This window comes from Nonomuraea ceibae (assembly GCF_019396325.1).
Taxonomy (GTDB): domain Bacteria; phylum Actinomycetota; class Actinomycetes; order Streptosporangiales; family Streptosporangiaceae; genus Nonomuraea; species Nonomuraea ceibae.
This window is the reverse complement of record NZ_JAHKRO010000049.1, coordinates 14700-35079: the sequence shown is the minus strand read 5'-3', so window position 1 is coordinate 35079 and position 20380 is coordinate 14700. Positions and strand designations below refer to the sequence as shown.

Genomic DNA, 20380 nt, shown 5'->3' with positions numbered 1-20380 from the left:
TCGGTGCATTCATTGAAGACCACGGGGTGGCCGGGTGACCAGCTAGACGAGGTTCTTGAGGGCCTGGTTCTGCCAGGCGGCATTGGCCGTCAGCTCGGGGGCGGCTCCGGCGAACGCCCCTCGGGCCTGCGTGTCGCCCATGAGGCGATAGCGCAGCCAGGCGGTCACGTAGCCGAGGAAGGCGCCGCCGGTGTTCTGGATGTCGTTGTGTCCCGCGCCCTTGAGCAGCGCCATCCCCGCCCCGGCGGTGGCCTGGTCGTAGTAGCCGCGCACGGTCGCGGCCGAGGAGATCAGCCAGTCGTTCGCGCCGCTGAGGAAGAGCGCCGGGCAGGTCAGGTCGGCGACGGAGAACTCGTCCCCGGGGCTCGCCATCCACTGCGCGGGCACGGCGATCGGCACGACGGTCGTGATCAGCCCGGCGGAGTCGTTGGCCGCGTTGATCGAGCCGCCCGCGCCCTGGGAGTGGCCGACGGCGGCGATCCGGGTGGCGTCCAGCTTGCCGTGGAAGACGCTGGCGGGGTCGTCGCCGAGGGCGGCGAGGTGCTGGGCGGCGGCCAGGATCTCGGCGCCGGTGCCGGTGGTCGTGTCGGTGGAGGCGATCACCGCGAAGCCCCATGAGGCGAGGTGGTTGAGCAGTCCCGGGTAGTTGTCGGGGGTGGCCCACGAGCCGTTGCCCCAGGTGACGATCGGGTGGGTGACGCCGCCCGCGCCCAGGGTGGCGGGGTGGTACAGGCGGTGGCCGCCGGAGGTTCCGGTGGTGACCGGCCACGGGCCGGTCGCCTGGTAGGCCGACTCGATGGTGGCGGAGGCGGCGGCGGCGCTCTCGGCGGCCGACGCCAGGAACGCGGCCGGCAGGAGGCCGAGCGTCCCTGCGCGCAGGGCCTGGCGACGGGTGATGTTCTTCATGGGCACCTCACGGGTGGTCCGGAGACGCGGGCGTCTCCTGGGGTGGGGGGAAGCACCGGCACGGTGCGCGGGCTCCGCGCGGCCGTGCCGGTGGGCGTGCCGTTGGATAGACGGCGGTGGTCAGGCGCAGCCGGGGGTGCCGGAGGCGCGCTGCTGGCGCATGGCGGTCACGTCGCCCGCGACGGCGGACTGCGCCATCGGGCCGAGGTCGAGCACGACGTCGGTGAAGGCGAGCGACGCCTTGCGCATGACCGCCAGGTCGATCGCCTCGGCCCCGAACTTCGGCGAGAACAGCGTCTTCGGCGCCGCGATGGGCGCGATCACGGGCAGCAGGTGCTGGTTGTACGGGGTGCCCTCGCCGCCGAAGGAGCAGTGACGCGGCACCTTGGTGAGGTCGGCCGCCGACAGGCCCTTGAGGATCGCGGTGCGCCGTACGTCCCAGTGCTCGATGTGGCCCCTGACCAGCTCGCGCAGCGGGGTGCTCTCGCTGACGGGGACCAGCAGCAGCTCGGTGAGCGCGGGGTCGGCGACGAGCTGGCGGCCCGGCAGGCCGCCCGGCCTGGCGACCGCGTCGTAGCGCCGGGCGCCCAGGTGCTCCAGGACGACGACGGAGGAGACCCCGCCCTGGTCGTACTCGGCGTCGAGCTGGGCGGCGAGCCGGCCCGCGCCGCCCTCGCGCACGTCCGGGCCGGTCAGGTGCTGGTAGAGGTGACCGGTGACGAAGGCGAACTGCACCGTGCGCGGGCGGCACGCCACCGGCAGCGACGCCAGGTAGCGGGCCATCTCGATCATGGTGAGCGGGCCGTTGTCCCACACCGGGCTCATGCCGTCGGTGTGGCTCTCGACGACGATCTTCTGCGCGGCGCCGCCGGGGAGCGTCGCGAACAGGGTGCGGGTGGTCGTCGGCGTCCAGGCGGCGTTCACGGTGAGCGCGGCCTGGACCTGCTGCCCGGCGGCCAGCGCGTCCTTGATCTGCTTGCCCTGGTCGGCGCCGACGTACACGCCGGGCACGCCGTACGGCAGGCCCTCGTAGGGCGCGTACATGCCCTCGATCTGGGCGTGCGGGAGCGTGCTGATCTCGATCACGCCCAGCGCGCCCGCGGCGGCGGCGGCCTTCAGGTCGGCGTCGGCCGCGGCCGGGGCCTCCATCGACTCCGAGCCGAGCATGTTGATCGTGAGGCCGGGGTCGTACATGGAGTAGCCGAGCGTGGGCGGATAGAAGAGCAGGTTCGGCACGTTGGTCCACGGCAGGTCCCGGACGACGATCTTCCCGGCGGCGTTGGCCGCGGTGATGCCCGTGCCGGCGGGCAGGTGGACGAGCGGCGCCGTGACGCCGGCGGCGGCGGAGAACGGCACCGGGGCCGCCACCTGCACCGGCGTGCCGCCGACGGTCAGGGCGGCGCCGAGGCTGTCCCAGCGGTCGATGGCGTAGGGCAGGGAGGAGAGCTGGAGGCCGGGGACGGCCGCCAGCTCGTCCTCCAGCCAGTCGATGTAGCCGGCGTGCGCGGTGGAGCCGGTCGGCCTGGGGCCGAACGTCTCCTGCTGCTCGGCCAGCTCGCCCAGGCGGGCCTCGGTGGCGAACGCGGCGGGGTCGACGCGGACGGGGCAGGTCAGGGTGGCCGCCTGGGCGGCGGCCGGCAGGGCTGGTGTGATCAGGGGGAGGAGAAGGGCGAGCAGGGCGAGTCGTCTCACGGGGGTCCTTCCAACGAAACGTTTTAATACGTGGTCCGCGACAGTCCCCCGATGCGCGGCCGGGCGTTCTCAGTGGCGGGGCGGGCCTGTGGTGCCCCGGACGATCAGCGTCGGCGAGACCGACGAGGTCACCGACCGGGTCCGGCCCTCGATGCGTTCGACGAGCAGTTGCGCGGCGATCGCCCCGATGGCCTGCCCGTCCTGGTCGACGCTGGTGAGCGAGATGCGCTTGAGCGAGGCGATGCCGATGTTGTCGTAGCCGGCGACCGACAGGTCCTCCGGCACCGACAGGCCCGCCTCGTCGGCGGCGCGCAGCACGCCGAGCGCCGCGATGTCGGCCCCGGCGAAGATCGCGGTGGGCCGGTCGGCGCGGGCGAGCAGTTGCCGCGCGCCCTCGTAGCCGCCCTCCTCGGTGAAGGAGGTCGCCAGCACGTCGTCGGCCAGCCCGTGGGCGCGCATCGCCTGGCGGTAGCCCTCGGCGCGTACCGTGTGCGGGAGCCCCTGGGCACGGGCGCGCTCCAGGTGGGTGATGTGCGCGATCCGGGTGTGCCCGAGCCCGACCAGGTGGTCGACCACGAGCCTGGCCCCCATGACGTCGTCGTCGACGACCGCGCCGTAGGCGGCGGAGCCGCCGTGCCGCCCCACCACGACGACGGGGACGGCCGTAGCGATGGCGGTGAGCTCGGCGTCCGTCATGACCGGGGAGATCAGGATGAGCCCGTCCATGCTCCGGTCGATCATGGCGTCGGTCATCCGGGCCTGCGTCCTGGGCTCGATCCCGCCGGGGCCGAGCAGCACCTGGTACTGGGTGTCGCTCAGGTGCCCGGTGACGCCCTCGATGATGTCGGGGAAGAACGGGTTACGGGTGTCGGAGAGCATGACGCCGAGCGTGTAGGTGCGTCCGCGCAGGGCGCGGGCCGCGGCGTGCGGGCGGTAGCCCAGCTCGTCGATGGCCTGCGACACCCTGGCCTGCATCTCCGCGCTCACGCCGTAGGCGCCGCGCACCACCTTGGACACGGCCGCCGTGGACACTCCGGCCCGCCTGGCCACGTCGGCGATCGTCACCCGTCCGCTCGGCACACGCCGTCCTTTCTCTCGTAGAACGAACTACACGATCTTTCTGAGGGAGGAGGCTAACTCGGATCGATGCTCAGGTCTACCTCTTGACGGGCGATTATCTTGTGCCCTAACAATGGAGAACGTTCTACACAACCAACCCCCCTATGTGAACAGGAGCACGGGCGTGAGAGCACCATCCCGTCTGCTCGGCGCGGCGATCGGCGCCGTCCTCGCCCTGTCCGTCTCCGGCTGCGGGTCGTCCGCCCCGGAGGGGACCGGTCAGGTGAAGCTGACCCTCTGGCACAACAGCGCGGACCCGGCGGCGCTGCTGGAGATGTACGAGAAGTTCGAGAAGCAGTCCGGCCACACGATCGAGCTCGTGTCGATCCCGTCCGACGGCTTCGAGGACACCACCCAGACCAAGTGGGCCACCGGCGAGCGCCCGGACATCCTGGAGTATCACGCGACGGTGAGCGGCCTGCTGGCCCTCAACCCGGCCGAGAACCTGCGCGAGCTGACCGGCGAGGCGTACATCGCCAGGTCCGGGGACCTCTACCAGGCCGCCGGGGCCGTGAACGGCAAGGTCTACGCCGCCATCACCGGCTTCCCCCAGGTGTTCGGCCTCTACTACAACAAGAAGGTCTTCGCCGAGGCCGGGCTGACCCCGCCCACCACCTTCGCCGAGCTGTCCGCCGCCTGCACCGGGCTCAAGGCCGCCGGGGTCACGCCGGTCTTCGAGTCGGGCGGGTCGATCTGGCCGGTGCAGATCCTGCCCATCCTCTACCTGGCCGGCGCCAACCAGGGCAACGCGTACGGCAAGGCCATCGCGAGCCACACCAGCACGCTGGCCGACGCGGGCTCGCCCTTCGTCGCCGGGCTGAGCGCCTACGCCAAGCTGCAGGCCGACGGCTGCTTCAACAAGGACATCGTCACCGCCAAGTTCGAGGACTCGATGAAGGCCCTCGTCACGGGGAAGGCGGCCATGGTCGCCCAGCACTCCGACATGCTCCCGGCGCTCCTCGCGGCGGCGGGCGGCGACCAGAAGATCGTGGACGAGTCCGTCGGCTTCGCCGGGCTGTCGAGCGACAAGCCGCTCGTCACCTACGCGCCCGGCCCGATCGGCACGTTCTACCTGCCCAAGACCGGCGATCCGGCGCGTGAGAAGGCGGCGCTCGACTTCGTGCGCTTCATGACCGGCCCGGCCTACGCCGAGTACATCGCCGCGTCCAAGACCTTCCCCGTGCTCAAGGACGTGCCCGGCCCGCAGGGCGTCCCATCCGTGCTCCAGGACGTCAAGAAGGCGTACGACACCGGCGCGGTCATCGCCTTCAACTCCGACATCCCCGGCATGGGCGGGCTGGCGCAGCTCATGTCCGAGCTGATCGCCGGTCAGAAGGACCCGCAGAAGGCCGCCACCCAGCTCCAGGGCCAGGTCGAGCAGGCGGCCAAGGCGGCGGGGCTGCCCGGATGGTGATGCGGGACATGACGCGGGCCAGGGCGGCCTGGCTGCCGTGGGCGCTGCCCGCGATCGTGCTGGTCGCGGTCTTCTTCGTCGCCCCGTTCCTGCTCAACGTCCGGTTCGCGTTCTCCTCGTGGACGAGCTTCCGCGCCGAGATCACCTGGAACGGGCTGGACAACGTCCGCACGCTGATCGACCAGGACCTGCTGGCCAACGCGGTCACCGTGACCGTGCTGTACGCGATCCTGTGCATGGCCATCCAGAACGCCGTCAGCCTCTCGCTGGCGCTGGCCCTCCAGCGGACCGGCCGGGTCAACACCGTCTTCCGCTCGGCGTTCTTCCTGCCGACGCTCATCTCGCCGCTGGCCGCCGGCTACATCTGGCGCGGGCTGCTCGCCCCCGACGGGGCGGTCAACTCCTTCCTCGGCATCGAGTGGGCGTGGCTGGGCGAACCGGCCACCGCGCTGGTGGTGGTCGCGTTCATCGACGCGTGGAAGTGGAGCGGGCTGATCACGCTCGTCTACATCGCGGGGCTCAACTCGATCCCGAAGTCGCTGCTGGAGTCGGCGACCGTCGACGGGGCCGGGGCGTGGACGCGGTTCCGCCGGGTGGTGTTCCCGATGCTCGCCCCGGCGCTGACGTTCAACGTGGCGGTCACGCTGGTGGGCGCGCTGAGCGCGTACGACGTGATCGCCGCCACCACCGGCGGCGGGCCCGGCGACCACACGCGGGCGCTGAACGTGGTGATGCGCCAGCAGTGGGGTCAGGGCTTCTTCGGCACCGCGAGCGCGCTGGGCTTCACCGTGACGCTGCTGGTGATCGCGACCGCCGTGCCCCTCGTGTGGTGGCTGCGGCGCAGGGAGGTGACGGGATGAGGCCCGCCTTCAGGCAGGCGCTCAAGTACGCGGCGCTGACGCTGTTCGCGATCCCGTGGGTGATCGTGCCCGTGTGGCTCGTGGTCGTCAACTCGTTCAAGCCCGCGGGCGAGGCCGCCGAGCTGGGCCTCGGGCTGCCCCGCACGTGGGCGGTCGCCGAGAACTACGGCATCGTGCTCGACCGGGGCGCCTACCTGACGGGGCTGCTCAACAGCCTCAAGGTGAGCGTGCCGATCGTGGCGGCCGTGGTGCTGCTCGGCGCGGCGGCGGCCTGGGCGTTCGGGCGCAGCCGGTCGCGCTGGCTGCAGGCGGCCTACTTCGTCATGGGCCTGTCGATCCTGCTGCCGCCGTCGATCATCCCGACCGTCTACCTGCTGCGCGCCCTGTCGCTGGACGGCGGCTCGCTCGGCTACGTCCTGACGATGACCGGCTGCCGCGTGGGCATCGTGGTCTTCCTGGCGACCGGGTTCGTCCGGGCGTTCCCGCCCGACCTGGAGCACGCCGCCGCCATCGACGGCGCCTCCCGCCCGCAGGTCTTCGTCCGCATCCTGCTGCCCCTGCTGCGGCCGGTGCTGTTCGTCGGCGGCGTGATCCTCGTCATCAGCGTCTGGAACGACTTCTTCTTCGCCCTCTTCCTGCTCCAGGGCAGCGCGAACGCCACGCTGCCGCTCAGCCTGTTCCAGTTCGCCTCCGGCACCCTGCAGAGCCTGAACTGGAACCTCGTCTTCGCCCACGTCCTGCTCACCACGCTGCCCCTCGTGGCGGTGTACGTCGCCGCGCAGAAGCGCGTCCTGGCCGGTCTCACGGAAGGTGCTCTCAAGGGATGACCACGCACGACATCGCGCTCGACTGGGTCAGACGCGAGATCGACGGGGGGCGGCTGCCGTGCGCGGTGTTCGGCGCCGCCACCTCCGGCGGCATCCAGGTGCTGGAGGCGTTCGGCACGCACGACGGCCGCGCGACCAGGACCGACGACCACTTCGCGCTCTTCTCCGTGACCAAGCCGCTGGTGGGGCTGGCCGCGCTGCGCCAGGTCGAGCGCGGGCTGCTGTCGCTGCGCCGCCCGCTGCGGGACGTGCTGCCGGGCTTCGCGCGGCCCGACGTGACCCTGTGGCACCTGCTCACCCACACCGCCGGCATCGCCGAGCAGACGCTCACCCCCGACGACCTGGTGGAGCACCTGGTCACCGCGCCGGCGCTGTTCGAGGCGGGCACGCTCAGCCACTACTCCAACCTGGCCTTCGCCGGGATCGCGGAGATGATCCGCGACGTCACCGGCCGCGACGTGGCCGGCGTCGTCGACTCCGACCTGAACGCGCTGGTGCCGGGCGGCGGGCGCATCACGTTCGACCCGGCCTGCGACCCGGCCGAGGTCCACGGCGTCGAGCTGCTCGGGCCCGGCTTCGACCTCGACGCGTTCGTCCGGCTCCGCCACCCGGCCGGGGCGCTGTTCTCCCGCGCCGAGGACCTGCTGGCGCTCGGCGGGGCGCTGCTGCGCGGCGACCGCGCGCTGATCCACCCGACCACCCTGGCCGCGATGACGACCCCGCAGACGACGGGCCTGGTCAAGCTGCAGCCCGACCCGGTCAACGCCGGGCAGGACTGGGGCCTCACCTGGAACCTGCGCCACTCGGCTCCCGGCCTGCTCGAACGGCGGCTGTACGGGCACGGCGGCGCCTCGGGCTGCCAGTGGTGGATGTACCCGGAGCAGGACGCGTGCTTCGTGCTGCTGATCAACGTGATGGCGCCGAGCCTGTCCGGCGTCGACGTCGACGGCCTGCACAACGCCTTCACCACCGGGCTCGATGCGTGAACGGGGAATCGGGGGTGCTCGGCGCGCAGGTCTCGGGCGCGCAGGCGCCGCTCATCCGTCCGGTCCCGCCCGGCCCGCAGGCGGGCCTGACGTGCGGTCTGGCCGATCCCGTGGGCGTGGACGAGCCGTCGCCCCGGCTGTCGTGGAACGCCCGGCTCGCCGAGGAGGCCGCCGTGACGCTGCGCGCCGAAGGGCGCGAGGTGTGGCGGTCGTCCGTCCCGGCCGGGTCGCACCTGGTGGACGTGCCGGACGACCTGCTGGCGCCGCTGACGCCGTACACGTGGAGTGTGGACGGGCACGCAGCCGGCGCGTTCACGACGGGCCTGCGGGCGGGCGGCGGGTGGGACGCCCCGTGGCTGGCGGGCGATCCGCGGGCGGCGGTGAGCCTGCGCGGGTCGTTCACCTCGCGGCCCGGGCGCGTCTGGCTGGCCGCCACCGCGCTGGGCGTCTACCGGGCGCTGCTCAACGGGGTGCGGCTGGGCGAGGAGGAGCTGGCCCCCGGCTGGACCGACTACGGTCACCGGGTCCGCTACCGGCTGCTGGAGCTCACGCGGCTGCTCGTGCCGGGTGAGAACGAGCTGGAGCTGTGGCTGGCGCCCGGCTGGTACGCGGGTCACGTGGCCGGCGGCGGGCCGGGCCGCTACGGCGACCGGCCGGCCGTCAGCGCCCAGGTGCTCGTGCGGGACGGCGCCGGGGTCCGGCGGGTGTGCGCGACGGGCGCGGCCTGGACCCGGCACGACCTCGGCCGCCCGCGCGCCGACCTGATCATGGGCGAGACCGTGCAGACCCCGTTCCCCCAGGGCGGGGCGGCTGAGCCGGTGGGCGTCCCGGGGGTCCTCGTGGAGGCCGACCCCGCTCCCCCGGTGCGGGTGATCGGCACGGTGCCCGCCGTGTGCGTGACCGAGCCCGCGCCGGGCGTCCAGGTGGCCGACTTCGGGCGCAACGTCGTCGGGCGCGTCCGGCTGCGCGTCGACGCGCCGGGCCCGGTGCGGATCGTGGTGCGGCACGGGGAGGAGCTGACCGCGACCGGGCGGCTCTACACCGACAACCTGCGCACCGCGGACCAGTGCGACGAGTTCCTGCTCGGGCCCGGCCGGCACGAGGTGGAGCCCGCGTTCACGCTGCACGGGTTCCGCTACGCCGAGATCACCGGCTTTCCCGGCGCGCTGACGCCGGACGACCTGGAGGCGGTGCTGCTGTCGTCGGCGATGGCCGTCACCGGCTCGCTGACCGTGAGCGATCCGGCCGTCCGGCAGCTCGTCGCCAACATCGGCGCGTCGGCGGACGGCAACCTGGTGGGCGTGCCGACCGACTGCCCGCAGCGCGACGAGCGGACCGGCTGGACGGCCGACATCTCGGTGTTCGGCTCGACGCTCAGCTTCCTGCGGCACACGCAGGCGTTCCTGTCCGGGTGGGTGACGTCGCTGATCGACGGGCAGCGGGCCGACGGCGCGGTCCCGCACGTCGCGCCGGTCCTGCCGGAGTACGGCTACGACTCCCCCGTGTGGTCGGACGCGCTGGTCGAGGTGCCGTGGCTGCTGTGGCGGCGCTACGGCGACGACCGCACGCTGCGCCGCGCGTACGACCCGATGCGGCGCTGGGCCGCCTACTGCCTGGCCCAGGCCGAGGACGGCGTCCGGCCGGGCCGGGCGCTGGGCGACTGGCTGGCCCCCGGCACGGTCGAGACGCCCAGGAACCTCATCGCCACCGCCGCGCTCGCCCGCAGCCTCCGCCTGATCGCGCACGCGGCCGGCGTGCTCGGCGAGCCGCACGCGGCGGAGTACGCCGAGGCGTCCGCCCGCGTGTCCGGCGCGTTCCGGCGGGCCTTCCTCGACGGGCCGAGGCTGCGCACCGAGACGCAGACCGGCTACGCCGTCGCCCTCGCCTGGGACCTGGTCGCGCCGGAGGACCGGGCCGCGTCGGCGCGGGCGCTGGCCGAGCTGGTCCGCGCCGACGGGCACCGGCTGATGACGGGCTTCGTCGGCACCCCGCTGCTGCTGCCGGTGCTGTCGGAGACCGGACACCACGACCTGGCGTGCCGGATCTTCAACCAGGAGGGCTACCCGTCCTGGCGCTACCAGCTCCGCGCCGGGGCGACGACCATGTGGGAGCGCTGGGACGCCTGGCACCACCGCCACGGCCTGCAGACGCCGGCGATGAACTCCTTCAACCACTACGCCTACGGCTGCGTGGGCGACTGGATGTTCCGGCACGTGGCGGGCCTGGGCGACGACCCGCGCGGGACGGGCGGCGGCTTCGGCGAGCTGCTGCTGCGCCCCGGCCCGGTCCCGCTGCTGCGCCAGGCGCACGCCCGCTACGCGAGCGCCTCGGGAACCGTCGAGTCGGGCTGGCGGGCCGGGCCCGGCGGGGTCCAGTTCACCTTCGCCGTCCCGGAGGGCGTGAGCGCCCGCGCGGTGCTGCCCGTACGCGGCGCGTGGGACGGGATGACCGTGAACGGCACCTTCCTCATGGGCCTGAACGAGCAGCTGCCGGTCACCAGGCTGGCCGGCGGGGGGTGCGCGCTGAGCCTGCCGCCGGGCCGCTGGTCGTTCACGGCTCCCTCGGCGGCCACGGCCCACCTGCTCCAGGAGTGGGACGACCTGGGCTCGTGACGGCGTCAGGGCTTCCAGACGAGGTAGGACACGGTGACGCTGCCGTCGGGCCGGGAGACGTCCGTGACCCGCACCGCGGCGACGTTCCGCTCGGTGGTCTCCAGGCAGTACCAGGCGCCCTTCTCGGCGTCGACGCTGCCGTAGTGGCGGCGCTGGAGCCGCGCCGCGCACGCGGCCTTCGTGGGGGTCCCGTCGAAGGGGGTGATCCGCAGCTCGCCGCCCCCCTTGGTCCAGAGGTCGGTGTACGGGGCGTTGTAGACGATGTCGGCGGTGGCATTCGCCTCGCTGACGACGCCGCTCTCCAGGTCGAGGTAGTCGTTGTCGGCGAGCGTGACCTCGCCCTCGCCGGTCGCCGTCGTGGAGGGTGACGGGGTCGCCGGGACGGTGACGTCCTCGCCGCCGGCCGAGGACGCTGGGGTGACGGCGGGGATGGCGGCGGAGGCTTCGGGCGCTGTCAGGAGGCGGTCGAAGGCGGCGCCCGCCGTCCCGGCCCCGACGGCGATCAGCACGGCCACCAGCAGGTCGGCGACGCGCAGGGCGCTGCCGAGCCGCCGCAGCAGCAGGACGAACCCGAGCAGGGCGGCCAGCAGGCCGGTGACGAGGATGCCCGTCACCGAGCCGCTGACCGCCAGTTGCGCGACGGCGGCCGTGTCCGCGACGAGGCCGAGCCCGGTGAACAGCACGGCCTCACGGGTCCGGGCGGGCGGGCCGGCCGTTTCCGAACTGGTCAACACGCGTTCCTTCCGTCGCGGCGCGCGGCTGTGGGACGGGGCTCCCGGTCAGGGCGCCCTGAGGTAGGCGACGCCGAAGTGGGCGTCGGCCAGGGTGCCCGCCCCGGAGTGACAGTAGACGTCCATCAGGAGCGCGGGGGGCGCGCTGTGGGCGTTGACGTTCCCGAGATGGCAGTAGCGGCCCGCGCTCCGGGACGACACCTGGGCGCTGTCGCCCGGCTTGCCGATACCCGTGTACGCGATCCGGTACCAGCCTGCCGAGAGGCGGGTGACCGCCGGGGTCTCGGCGCTCGTGCTGTGGGAGCGGCGGGCGTCGATCCCGGGGTTCTCCGGGTCGCCCGTGGTCGTGACGTAGGCGGCGGGCGTCGAGGCGTCCCGGTGCAGCCCGGCGTCCTGCGTGTAGGACAGGACCCACGGGGAGTCGATCCGGCGGGGCGTGGCGTCCGCGCCGATCGCGTAGCAGCCGACGCTCACCTCCAGGCCGTCCCCGGCGGGCGCGGTGCCTTCCGCGTGGCAGCGCGCGGGCGTTCCCGTCCCGTACGCGCCCACCTGGAGGTATCCCTTGTCGGCGGCGTACGGCGCGCCCTTGAGCACCGCCGTGTAGCGGCCGGTCCCCTCGTGGCGCACGTGGTTGACCAGGCCGGCCGAGTTGAACGTGCCGTCGTTGCGCGCGGGGGCGAGGTCACCGGCGCCGCCGGGCGCGTCGTAGCGGACGGTGGCGTAGGGGGTGTCACCGGCGGCGGGCGCGGCGAAGAACACGGTGAACCACCAGTCCACCGGGGCTCCGGTCTGGTCGAAGCAGCGCACCCGGATCACCTCGTCGGGCCCGGCGGGCTGCTGACCGGCCACCGAGCAGACGCGGCCCCGGTAGTGCGTGCGGTAGGCGGTGGCGTGGGCGACGCCGGTCTGCGAGGCGACGTCCGGCAGGCGTACCTCGTAGTCCCCGGTCCCGGTGCGTCTCACGCTCGCCCGCCGGCCCGCGGTGGCGGGGTCGAGCCTGCCGGTGGTCCACTGGTAGGCGGGGTTCAGCGCCGTGTCCGCGCCCAGCGGCGCGCTCGCCTGGTCCATGTACGCGTAACCCCAGCGGGGCGTGGCCGACGGCGCCGGGGCGGCGGCGGCGACCATCGCGTCGACGAGGCGGGCGACAAGGCGCCTGCCCTCCTTCTCGGTCAGCTCGGGCTCCTGCGGCTGCGGGGAGGGAGCGCCGGCGTCGGGCGACACCCCGATGGGGAAGGTGATGGCGTCCCAGTCGTCGAAGCCGCTCAGCGTCTCGTCCTTGCCCGGGTAGCGGAAGCCCGGGTCGCGGACCTGCGTGTCGCCGGGCTCCGCCATGGTCGAGCACTCGTCGTCGTTCCCGGTGACGATCAGGTTGCCGTAGCGCCGGTCGAGGTCGTGCGGCGTGGTCTCCAGGCCGGGCCGCGTGCCGGCGGGGTCCTCCGGTGAGACGCACACCTGGCTCCAGCTCAGCAGGCTCACGCCGACCTCGTGCGACGGGTCGGGGTCGGCGGCGCCGCCGGAGCTCCAGTCCCAGTCGATCCCCCGGGAGGCGTCGGCGACCCGCTGGACCAGGCGGGGGTCGAGCCAGGTGACCAGCAGGTCGGTCGAGGCCCCGACTCCCCTGCTCTCAACCAGCTTCGACTGCTGGAGGTCCGTGAGCTTCTCCCGCGAGTAGTCGATCGAGCTCACCGCGCGGACGCGGTCGCTCCAGACGTCGGCGTCGGCGTCGCCCATGCCGCCGACGGCCGCCTGCCAGGCGCTGTAGTCGGGCACGCCGATGAGCCCGTAGGCGTAGTTCATGACGGACAGGTAGTTCGGCTTGTGGTTGACGCCGTCACCGCCGCCGTGGGCGAGCCCGAGCGCGTGCCCCAGCTCGTGGACGAACAGCGCGCTCCGCTCGCGGTCGGTGACGTCGCCCCACGATCCCAGCGTGACGATGAAGTCGGTACGTCTCCCGCCCGCGTGCGAGTGGCCGCCGCTGTGGTTGTCGCTGTACTGGTAGCCCCACAGGGAGTAGAAGAAGAACCCCTGGCGGGCGGCGGGGAAGTTGCCGTCGCGGTGGTGCTCGAAGACGGTGCGCCCGTCCGGCTCCTCGGCGAACAGGTAGCGCCTGCGCTCCTGCGGCGTCACCGCGATGGCGGTCGACTCGTCGATCAGCAGCTGGATGCCCGTCCTGGACACGGGACCGTACGGGCAGGCCCCGGCGGGGCTGACCGGCGCGCTGTCGAACATGTGCCGCGCCTCCGCCAGGGCGCCGGGCGTGGGCCGGTCGGAGTCCGTGCCGTCGTCGAGCCAGTCGATCTCCACGGCGATCGTCCTGCGGCAGGGGTCGGCGCCGTGCTCGGGCAGCCAGGTGTCGCGGGTGCCGTCGGGACGCGGGATGCCCCGCAGCTCGACGCGGTCGGTCAGGCCGTCGCCGTCGGTGTCCGCGTCCGGCAGGCCCTCCCTGGTGTTCCAGGTCTGGTCGGTGTTCTTGTAGAAGCGGTGGAGCAGCTCGGCCGAGGCGGGGCGGTCGGCGTAGACGGCGCCGCTGTCGCGGTCGACGATCCTGAGGGCCTTCAGGTCCCAGTTGTCCGCGTTCAGGTCGGGCGCCGTGGACAGGTGGTGGAAGGTGAAGCCGTCGAGCAGCGCGTCGGCGGGCACGCACGGCGACAGGTGGGCGTGCCAGGTGAACGTGGTGTGCGCGAGGTCGCCGGTGCCGCCCAGGTGGAACCGCTCGGGCGGGGTGTCCTCGGCGCCGTCGCCGTTCCAGTCCTCGAAGAGGAACGCCTGGCCGCCCAGGGTCACGGTCTCGGTGGAGTCGTCGCGCAGCCCGTCCCCGCCCGTGGTGACGGAGAACGTCACCCGGCACACCTGGCCGGCGTCGGCGTGCGCCGGAGCCGCGGGGGTGACGGGCGACAGGCCGGCCAGGGCGGCGGCCGCGAGCAGGACGGCCGCGAGCACGGCGGACGCCCGCGGGCGCCGGGTGCGGGTGGCTCCTGGAGGTGGTCGCATACGGCTGCTCCTAACGTGAGGTGGAGGCGCGTCCGCGCACGGGGGCGCCTCGGCGGACGCCGCCGAGTCGACGATCACGGAGTCCTGGGCGGTTGGGAAGCCGTGCGGAATTGTCCGTACAAGGCCGTACACGACGTATCGGACACCGGGCCTGTAACCCTCCGCCACCTCGCGGCGACGTACTGGTGTGCCGACCCGAGAAGGCCCCGACGCCGCCCGCGAAGCCGACACGCCCGAACCCGACACGCCTGCAGCCGACGCATCCGGAGCCGACGCGCCCGATCCCGGGCGGGTGCGCGACCGGCGGGACTTCGCGCGCGAGCTCTCCCTGCTCCGCGAGCAGGCGGGCCTGACGGTCCGGCAGGTCGCGGCGAAGGCGGGCGGGCACGGCGCGCACAGCACCGTCGGCGACTGGTTCGCCGGCCGGGGGCTGCCGTCGGCGGCGTCGCGGGACCTGCTCACGCGGGTGCTGCAGGCGTGCGGGGTCACCGACGCGCGGACGCTGGAGGAGTGGCTGGGCGCCTGGCGCAGGACGCGGCGTTCGCCGGGCCGCCGCCCCGCCGGGCCGGAACCGTACCGGGGGCTGGCGTCCTTCGGGGTCGAGGACGCCCGGTGGTTCTTCGGCCGCCGCGAGCTGACCCGCCGGCTGGTCGCCCGCGTGGGCCGGCTGCGGGAGCGGGGCGGCGGCGTGCAGGTCGTCGTGGGGCCGTCCGGGTCGGGCAAGTCGTCGCTGCTGCGCGCGGGCCTGATCGCGGCGCTGCGCGCGGGCGAGCTGCCCGGCTCCGGGGACTGGCCGGTGGTGCTGTGCGTGCCCGGCGCCCGTCCGGTCGACGAGCTGGCCGCGCGGCTGGCGGCGGTCACCGGGACGCCCGGGGGCGAGGTCGCGGCGGCGATCCGGGCGGACCCCGGGAGTTGCGCCGTGTACGGCGGGCCGCTCGTCCTGGTGGTCGACCAGTTCGAGGAGGTGTTCACGCTCTGCGCCGACGAGGAGGAGCGGCGGCGGTTCGTCGCCGCGCTGTGCGCCGCCGCCGCGGGCGGCGCGCTGGTGGTGCTCGGGCTGCGGGCCGACTTCTACGCCCCGCTGCTGCGCTTCCCCCAGCTGGTCACCGCGGTGCAGGACGGTCAGCTGGCCGTCGGCCCCATGACGGAGGCGGAGCTGCGTGAGGCGATCACCGAGCCCGCCAGCCTGGCCGGGATCGACGTCGAGGACGGGCTGGTCGAGCTCCTGGTCCGAGAGGTCGCCCCGAGAGGCGCGGACCGGGCGGCGCACGACGCCGGCGTCCTCCCGCTGCTCTCCCACGTCCTGCACGCCGCCTGGCGGCAGGGGAACGGCAGAAAGCTCACGGTCGCCGGATACCACGAGGTCGGCGGCCTCGACGGCGCCGTGGCGGCCAGCGCGGACCAGGTCTACGGCGCGCTGTCGCCGTCGAGGCGCGAGACGGCGCGCCGCCTGCTCCTCGACCTGGTGCACGTCGCCCCCGACACCGCCGACACCCGGCGCCGGGTCGCCACCGCCGAGCTGCTGGCCAGGCACGGCGGTGACCGGCCGGACGAGGCGGAGGACGTGCTCGACCGCTTCATCGCCCAGCGGCTCGTCACCGCGAGCGCCGACAGCGTCGAGATCAGCCACGAGGCCCTGCTCACGGCCTGGCCGTCGCTGCGGGAATGGCTCGGCACCGACCGGGCGGGGCTGGTAGCCGGGCGCGAGCTGGCCGCCACCGCCGCCGCGTGGCAGCGCGACCGGCGTGACCCCGACGCCCTCTACCGCGGGGCGCGCCTGCTGGCGGCCCAGGAGTGGGCCGCCGGGCGGGGTCTGCCGCCGCAGGTGCGGGCCTTCCTCGACGCCAGCACCCGGCACGCGCGCCGCCGCGCCCGGCGCATGCGCCAGGTGATCGTGGCGCTGGCCGTCCTGCTCGTCCTCGCGCTCGGCGCCTCCGGCCTCGCCTTCCAGGCGCAGCGCACGGCCACCCAGCAGCGGGACGAGGCGCTGTCGCTGAAGCTGAGCGCCGAGACCGGGGCGCTGCGGGCCACCGATCCGGCGCTGGCCGCCCAGCTCAGCCTGGCCGCCTACCGCCTCGTCCCCGGCCCGGAGGCGCGCGGCAGCCTGCTCAGCGCGCTGGCCGGCCCGTACGCGACCCGGCTGGCGGGCCACACGAACGCGGTCTACGCCACGGCGTTCAGCCCGGACGGGCGGCTGCTCGCCACCGGGAGCACCGACCGTACGCTGCGGCTGTGGGACCTGTCCGCCCCGCACCGCCCCGCGCTTCTGGCCACGGCCGGCTCCCGTGCCGAGGGGGTGCTGTCGGCGGCGTTCAGCCCGGACGGGCGGGTGCTGGCGACCGGCGGGGAGGACGATCTCGCCCGTCTGTGGGACGTCAGCGTCCCCGGGCGTCCGCGGCAGGTGGCCACGCTGGCCGGGCACACCGGCGACGTCCGGCGGGTGGTGTTCGGCTCGGGCGGGCGCACGCTCGTCACCGCCGGCCACGACCGGCTGGTGCGGCTGTGGGACGTGACCGATCCGGGCGCCCCGGAGCTCCTGACCGCGCTGGACGGCGAACAGGAGGCCTCACCCGCCGTGGCGCTCGCTCCCGGCGGGCGCACGCTGGCCACCGCCGGGTCGGACGGTCCGATACGCCTGTGGGACCTCGGCGACCCGCGCCGTCCCGTCCCGCTCGGCACGCTCCGCGGCCACACCGGTCCCGTCCTGACGGCGGCGTTCAGCCCGGACGGCCGCACGCTGGCCACCGGCAGCTTCGACGACACGCTGCGCCTGTGGGACGTCGCCGACCCGCGCCGCCCGAAGCCGCTCGCCACGCTGACCGAGGAGGGCGGCGGGATCGCCGCGGCGGCGTTCAGCCCGGACGGGCGCACGCTGGCCACCGGCGGCTACGACTTCGCCGTCCGGCTGTGGGACGTCGCGGACGCGCGCGACGCCGGTGACCCGATCACGCTGCGCGGGCACGCCGACACGGTCTTCGCGGTGGCCTTCAGCCCGGACGGCCGCACGCTCGCCTCCGCCGGAAGGGACGCCACGGCCCGGCTCTGGGACGTCCCCGGCCCGGCGCTCGGGGGCAACAGCGGGACGGTGTACGCGGTGGCGTTCGGCTCTGACGGCCTGCTGGCCGCGGCGAGCCATCGGACGGTGCGGCTGTGGGACACCGGCGGGCCCGTCCGGGTGGCCACGCTGCCGGGGCACGCGGACGGCGTCGTCGGGCTGGCGTTCGGGCCCGGCGGGCGGACCCTCGCCACGGCGAGCCTCGACAGGACCGTGCGGCTGTGGGACGTGTCCGGCCCGCGCCGGCCCGTCCACCTGGCCACGGTGGGCGGCCATACGGACAACGTCTACTCTGTCGCGTTCGCCCCGGGCGGCACGACGCTGGCCACCGCCGGGGCCGACCGCACCGTCCGCCTGTGGGACATCGCGGACCCGCGCCGGCCTGCCGCGCTCGCCACGCTGACCGCTCACGCGGACACGGTCTACTCGGTGGCGTTCGGCCCGGACGGGACGACGCTGGCCACCGCCGGGGCCGACCGCACCGTCCGCCTGTGGGACGTCGCCGACCCGCGCCGGCCTGCGGCCCTGGCCACGCTCGGCGGTCACGCCAACGCCGTCAACGACGTGACGTTCGGCGGCCGGAACCTGCTGGCGTCGGCCGGCTTCGACGGCACGGCCCGGCTGTGGGACGTCGCCGACCCGCGCCGGCCGAAGCCGCTCGCCACGCTGACCGGGCACTCCAACGCCGTCGCGGACGTCGCGTTCGCCCCGGCCGGCCGGACGCTCGCCACGGCGAGCTTCGACGGCACGGTGCGGCTGTGGCGGCTCGACGACCCGCGCCGCCCCGGCGTCCCGGTCGTGCTGAGCGGCCACACCGACCGGATCTACACGGTGGCGTACGGCCCGGACGGCCTGCTCGCCTCGGGCGGCGCCGACGCCGCGGCGCGGCTGTGGGACACCGACGCCGGGCGGGTGGCCGCCCGGGTGTGCGAGCGCGCCCACCCGGCGATCACCCGGGCGCAGTGGGAGCGGCACATCCCCGGCGTGCCCCACCGGCCGCCGTGCGGCTAGCGCTGGGCCGCGAGGGTGACGCCCAGGCCGATGAACAGGGTGCCGGTCGCCGCGTCGAGGCGGCGGCGCACCGCCTGCCGGGCGCGCAGCCAGCCGCCGATCCGCCCGGCCAGCACGCCGACGGTCGCGTCGGCCAGGAACTCCAGGATGATCAGGATCGCGCCGAGGATCGCGAACTGCAGCCAGACCGGCCCCGCCCCCGGGTCGATGAACTGCGGCAGGAAGGCCACCATGAACGTGAACGTCTGCGGGTTGGCCGCCGACGACACCACGCCGTTCAGGAAGGCGCTCCGGCCGGTCATCCCGGCGCCGGGCGCGTCGTCGGCGTAGCCCTTCCTGAGGTTGCGGAACATCTGGACGCCGAGGTAGATCAGGTACGCGGCCCCGGCCAGCCGCAGCACGGTGAACACGACGGGGAACGCCGTCAGCAGCACGGAGAGCCCGGCCGCCGCGGCGACGACGTACAAGGCGTCACCCGTGATCACGCCGAGCGTGGCGAGCAGCCCGGCGCGGGCGCCGCCCCGCACGCCGCAGCCCAGCACGAACAGCATGTCGGGACCCGGGGTGATCAGAGCGACGACGGTGGTCACCGTGAACACGGCGAGCAGGTGCGAATCGATCGGCATTCCGATCATCTTGCCACTCGCCGCCGCCCCGATCGAGCGCGGTCGCCGCCTCGCGTCAGGGCGCCGACGGCCGCGTCAGGCCCAGGTCGGCGCCCTTCGGTTCCTTGACCGCCGTGACGGCGACGAGGGAGACGACGCAGAGCGCCATGATGTACGCGCCGACGGACATCGTGGTGCCCGTGCTCTGCACCAGGGCCTGGGCGATGGTGGGCGCGAAGGCCCCGCCGAGGATCGCGCCGAGCGCGTAGCCGATCGCGACGCCGGAGTAGCGGACCGAGACGGGGAACATCTCGGCGTACATGGCCGACATGGGCCCGTACGACAGGCCGAGGCCGAGGGTCAGGACGAGGATCGCGGTGGCGAAGAGCCAGATGTTGCGGGTCTCCATGAGCAGGAAGAGCGGGATCATCCAGACGAAGACGAGCGCGTACCCGATCTGGAAGGTGCGCACGCGGCCGATCCTGTCGGACAGCGCCCCCGCGTACAGCGTGAAGCCGAGCCAGCCCACCGAACCGGCGACGGTGGCGAGCAGGACGGACGGCCGGGACAGGCCCAGCGTGGTGGTGCCGTAGCTGATGAAGTAGGCGATGAGGAGGTATCCGGCGGCGTTGTTCGCCACGAAGATCAGCGCGGTGAGGACCACGTTCTTGCTGTTGTGGCGGAACAGGTCGCGCAGCGGCGCGGAGGAGGTCCTGGTGCGCTGCTGGAGCTCCTGGAAGACGGGGCTCTCCTCGACGGCCCGCCGGACCAGGTACCCGATGACGATCAGCGTGAGGGAGAGCAGGAACGGCACCCGCCAGCCCCACGCCTGGAACTGCTCCGGCGTCGTCACCGTGCTCATGACCCACAGCACGCCGGTCGCGAGTATGAGCCCGATCGGCACGCCGACCTGCGGGAAGGCGCCCCACCAGCCGCGGCGCTCGCGCGGCGCGTGCTCCACCGACAGCAGGGCGGCGCCGCCCCACTCGCCGCCCGCGGAGAAGCCCTGGAGGATGCGCAGCAGGATGAGGGCGATGGGCGCGGCCACGCCGATGTCGGCGTAGGTGGGCAGCAGGCCGATGAGGGTGGTGGCCCCGCCCATGATGAGCAGCGTGAGCACGAGCATGCGCTTGCGGCCCAGCCGGTCGCCGTACCGGCCCGCGATGATCGCGCCGAGCGGCCGGAACAGGAAGCTGATGCCGATCGTGGCCAGCGAGATGAGCGTGGCCAGGCCGGGGGCCTGCTCGTTCACCGGGGCCAGGAACAGCGGGCCGAACACCAGGCCGGCGGCCTGGGCGTAGATGAAGAAGTCGTACCACTCGATGGTGGTGCCGGCCAGGGTGCTGGCGAGGACCTTGCGGTCCTCGCGTGTCATGGGGCGTGGCTCGCTCGTCACGTCGGGGCTCCGTTCCTTGCTTGGGGGGGTCTGGTGGCACGTTCCAACGGGCTGGGGAACGGCCACGGCGGGCGGCGCGAGGCGGCGCGAGGTTGCGCAGCGCGGCACTCGGCATGCGTTTCCCGACCGTAGCCGACGAACGGGCGGGCGGGCAGCCCCCAGGCCCGCGTCGGCG

General features: G+C 74.2%; 13 protein-coding genes. 6 read left to right on the top strand and 7 right to left on the bottom strand.

The features are described from left to right. Nucleotides 1-42: 42 nt before the first annotated feature. From KME80_RS27050 to KME80_RS27040, 3 genes are all read right to left on the bottom strand, one after another. Nucleotides 43-906, bottom strand: coding sequence for a poly(ethylene terephthalate) hydrolase family protein (locus KME80_RS27050; protein ID WP_219509075.1), 864 nt, complete (start codon nucleotides 904-906; stop codon nucleotides 43-45). Between the two features lie 120 nt (nucleotides 907-1026). Then, nucleotides 1027-2598, bottom strand: coding sequence for a hypothetical protein (locus tag KME80_RS27045; protein ID WP_219509074.1), 1572 nt, complete (start codon nucleotides 2596-2598; stop codon nucleotides 1027-1029). A 69-nt stretch (nucleotides 2599-2667) separates the two neighbouring features. Beyond that, nucleotides 2668-3678 (bottom strand): LacI family DNA-binding transcriptional regulator, encoded by a 1011-nt coding sequence (locus KME80_RS27040; protein ID WP_219509073.1) that lies wholly within the window; start codon nucleotides 3676-3678, stop codon nucleotides 2668-2670. A gap of 163 nt (nucleotides 3679-3841) precedes the next feature. On the opposite strand from KME80_RS27040, the gene KME80_RS27035 reads away from it, so the two are divergent. Genes KME80_RS27035 through KME80_RS27015 form a run of 5 tightly spaced genes read left to right on the top strand, consistent with a single transcriptional unit; the run spans nucleotide 3842 to nucleotide 10416 of the window. Beyond that, entirely contained in the window at nucleotides 3842-5131 is a 1290-nt protein-coding gene (locus tag KME80_RS27035) for an ABC transporter substrate-binding protein (RefSeq protein WP_219509072.1), read from the top strand. Nucleotides 5132-5139: 8 nt separating this feature from the next. Beyond that, nucleotides 5140-5991, top strand: a complete 852-nt coding sequence (locus tag KME80_RS27030; RefSeq protein WP_246645848.1) for a carbohydrate ABC transporter permease — start codon at nucleotides 5140-5142, stop codon at nucleotides 5989-5991. Next, nucleotides 5988-6818: a carbohydrate ABC transporter permease gene (locus tag KME80_RS27025; protein ID WP_219509070.1), complete on the top strand. Its 831-nt coding sequence runs from the start codon at nucleotides 5988-5990 to the stop codon at nucleotides 6816-6818. The genes KME80_RS27030 and KME80_RS27025 overlap by 4 nt, the downstream gene beginning before the upstream one ends. Next, nucleotides 6815-7804, top strand: a complete 990-nt coding sequence (locus KME80_RS27020; protein WP_219509069.1) for a serine hydrolase domain-containing protein — start codon at nucleotides 6815-6817, stop codon at nucleotides 7802-7804. Before KME80_RS27025 ends, KME80_RS27020 begins: the two co-directional genes overlap by 4 nt. After that, nucleotides 7801-10416, top strand: coding sequence for a family 78 glycoside hydrolase catalytic domain (locus KME80_RS27015; protein WP_219509068.1), 2616 nt, complete (start codon nucleotides 7801-7803; stop codon nucleotides 10414-10416). The genes KME80_RS27020 and KME80_RS27015 overlap by 4 nt, the downstream gene beginning before the upstream one ends. A gap of 5 nt (nucleotides 10417-10421) precedes the next feature. Here KME80_RS27015 and KME80_RS27010 read toward each other — a convergent pair whose 3' ends face one another. After that, nucleotides 10422-11147: a hypothetical protein gene (locus KME80_RS27010; RefSeq protein WP_219509067.1), complete on the bottom strand. Its 726-nt coding sequence runs from the start codon at nucleotides 11145-11147 to the stop codon at nucleotides 10422-10424. A gap of 48 nt (nucleotides 11148-11195) precedes the next feature. Further along, nucleotides 11196-14138, bottom strand: a complete 2943-nt coding sequence (locus KME80_RS27005) for a zinc metalloprotease (protein WP_219509066.1) — start codon at nucleotides 14136-14138, stop codon at nucleotides 11196-11198. 187 nt (nucleotides 14139-14325) lie between these two features. On the opposite strand from KME80_RS27005, the gene KME80_RS52845 reads away from it, so the two are divergent. Continuing rightward, nucleotides 14326-18204, top strand: coding sequence for an nSTAND1 domain-containing NTPase (locus KME80_RS52845; RefSeq protein WP_219509065.1), 3879 nt, complete (start codon nucleotides 14326-14328; stop codon nucleotides 18202-18204). Here the strand turns inward: KME80_RS52845 and KME80_RS26995 are convergent. Together KME80_RS26995 and KME80_RS26990 are read right to left on the bottom strand one after the other, a co-directional pair. Continuing rightward, a complete protein-coding gene (locus tag KME80_RS26995) occupies nucleotides 18201-18830 on the bottom strand; it encodes a LysE family translocator (RefSeq protein ID WP_219509063.1) in 630 nt (209 codons plus the stop codon). The genes KME80_RS52845 and KME80_RS26995 overlap by 4 nt on opposite strands. Nucleotides 18831-18885: 55 nt before the next feature. Beyond that, a complete protein-coding gene (locus KME80_RS26990; RefSeq protein WP_219509061.1) occupies nucleotides 18886-20184 on the bottom strand; it encodes an MFS transporter in 1299 nt (432 codons plus the stop codon). Nucleotides 20185-20380: the final 196 nt, after the last annotated feature.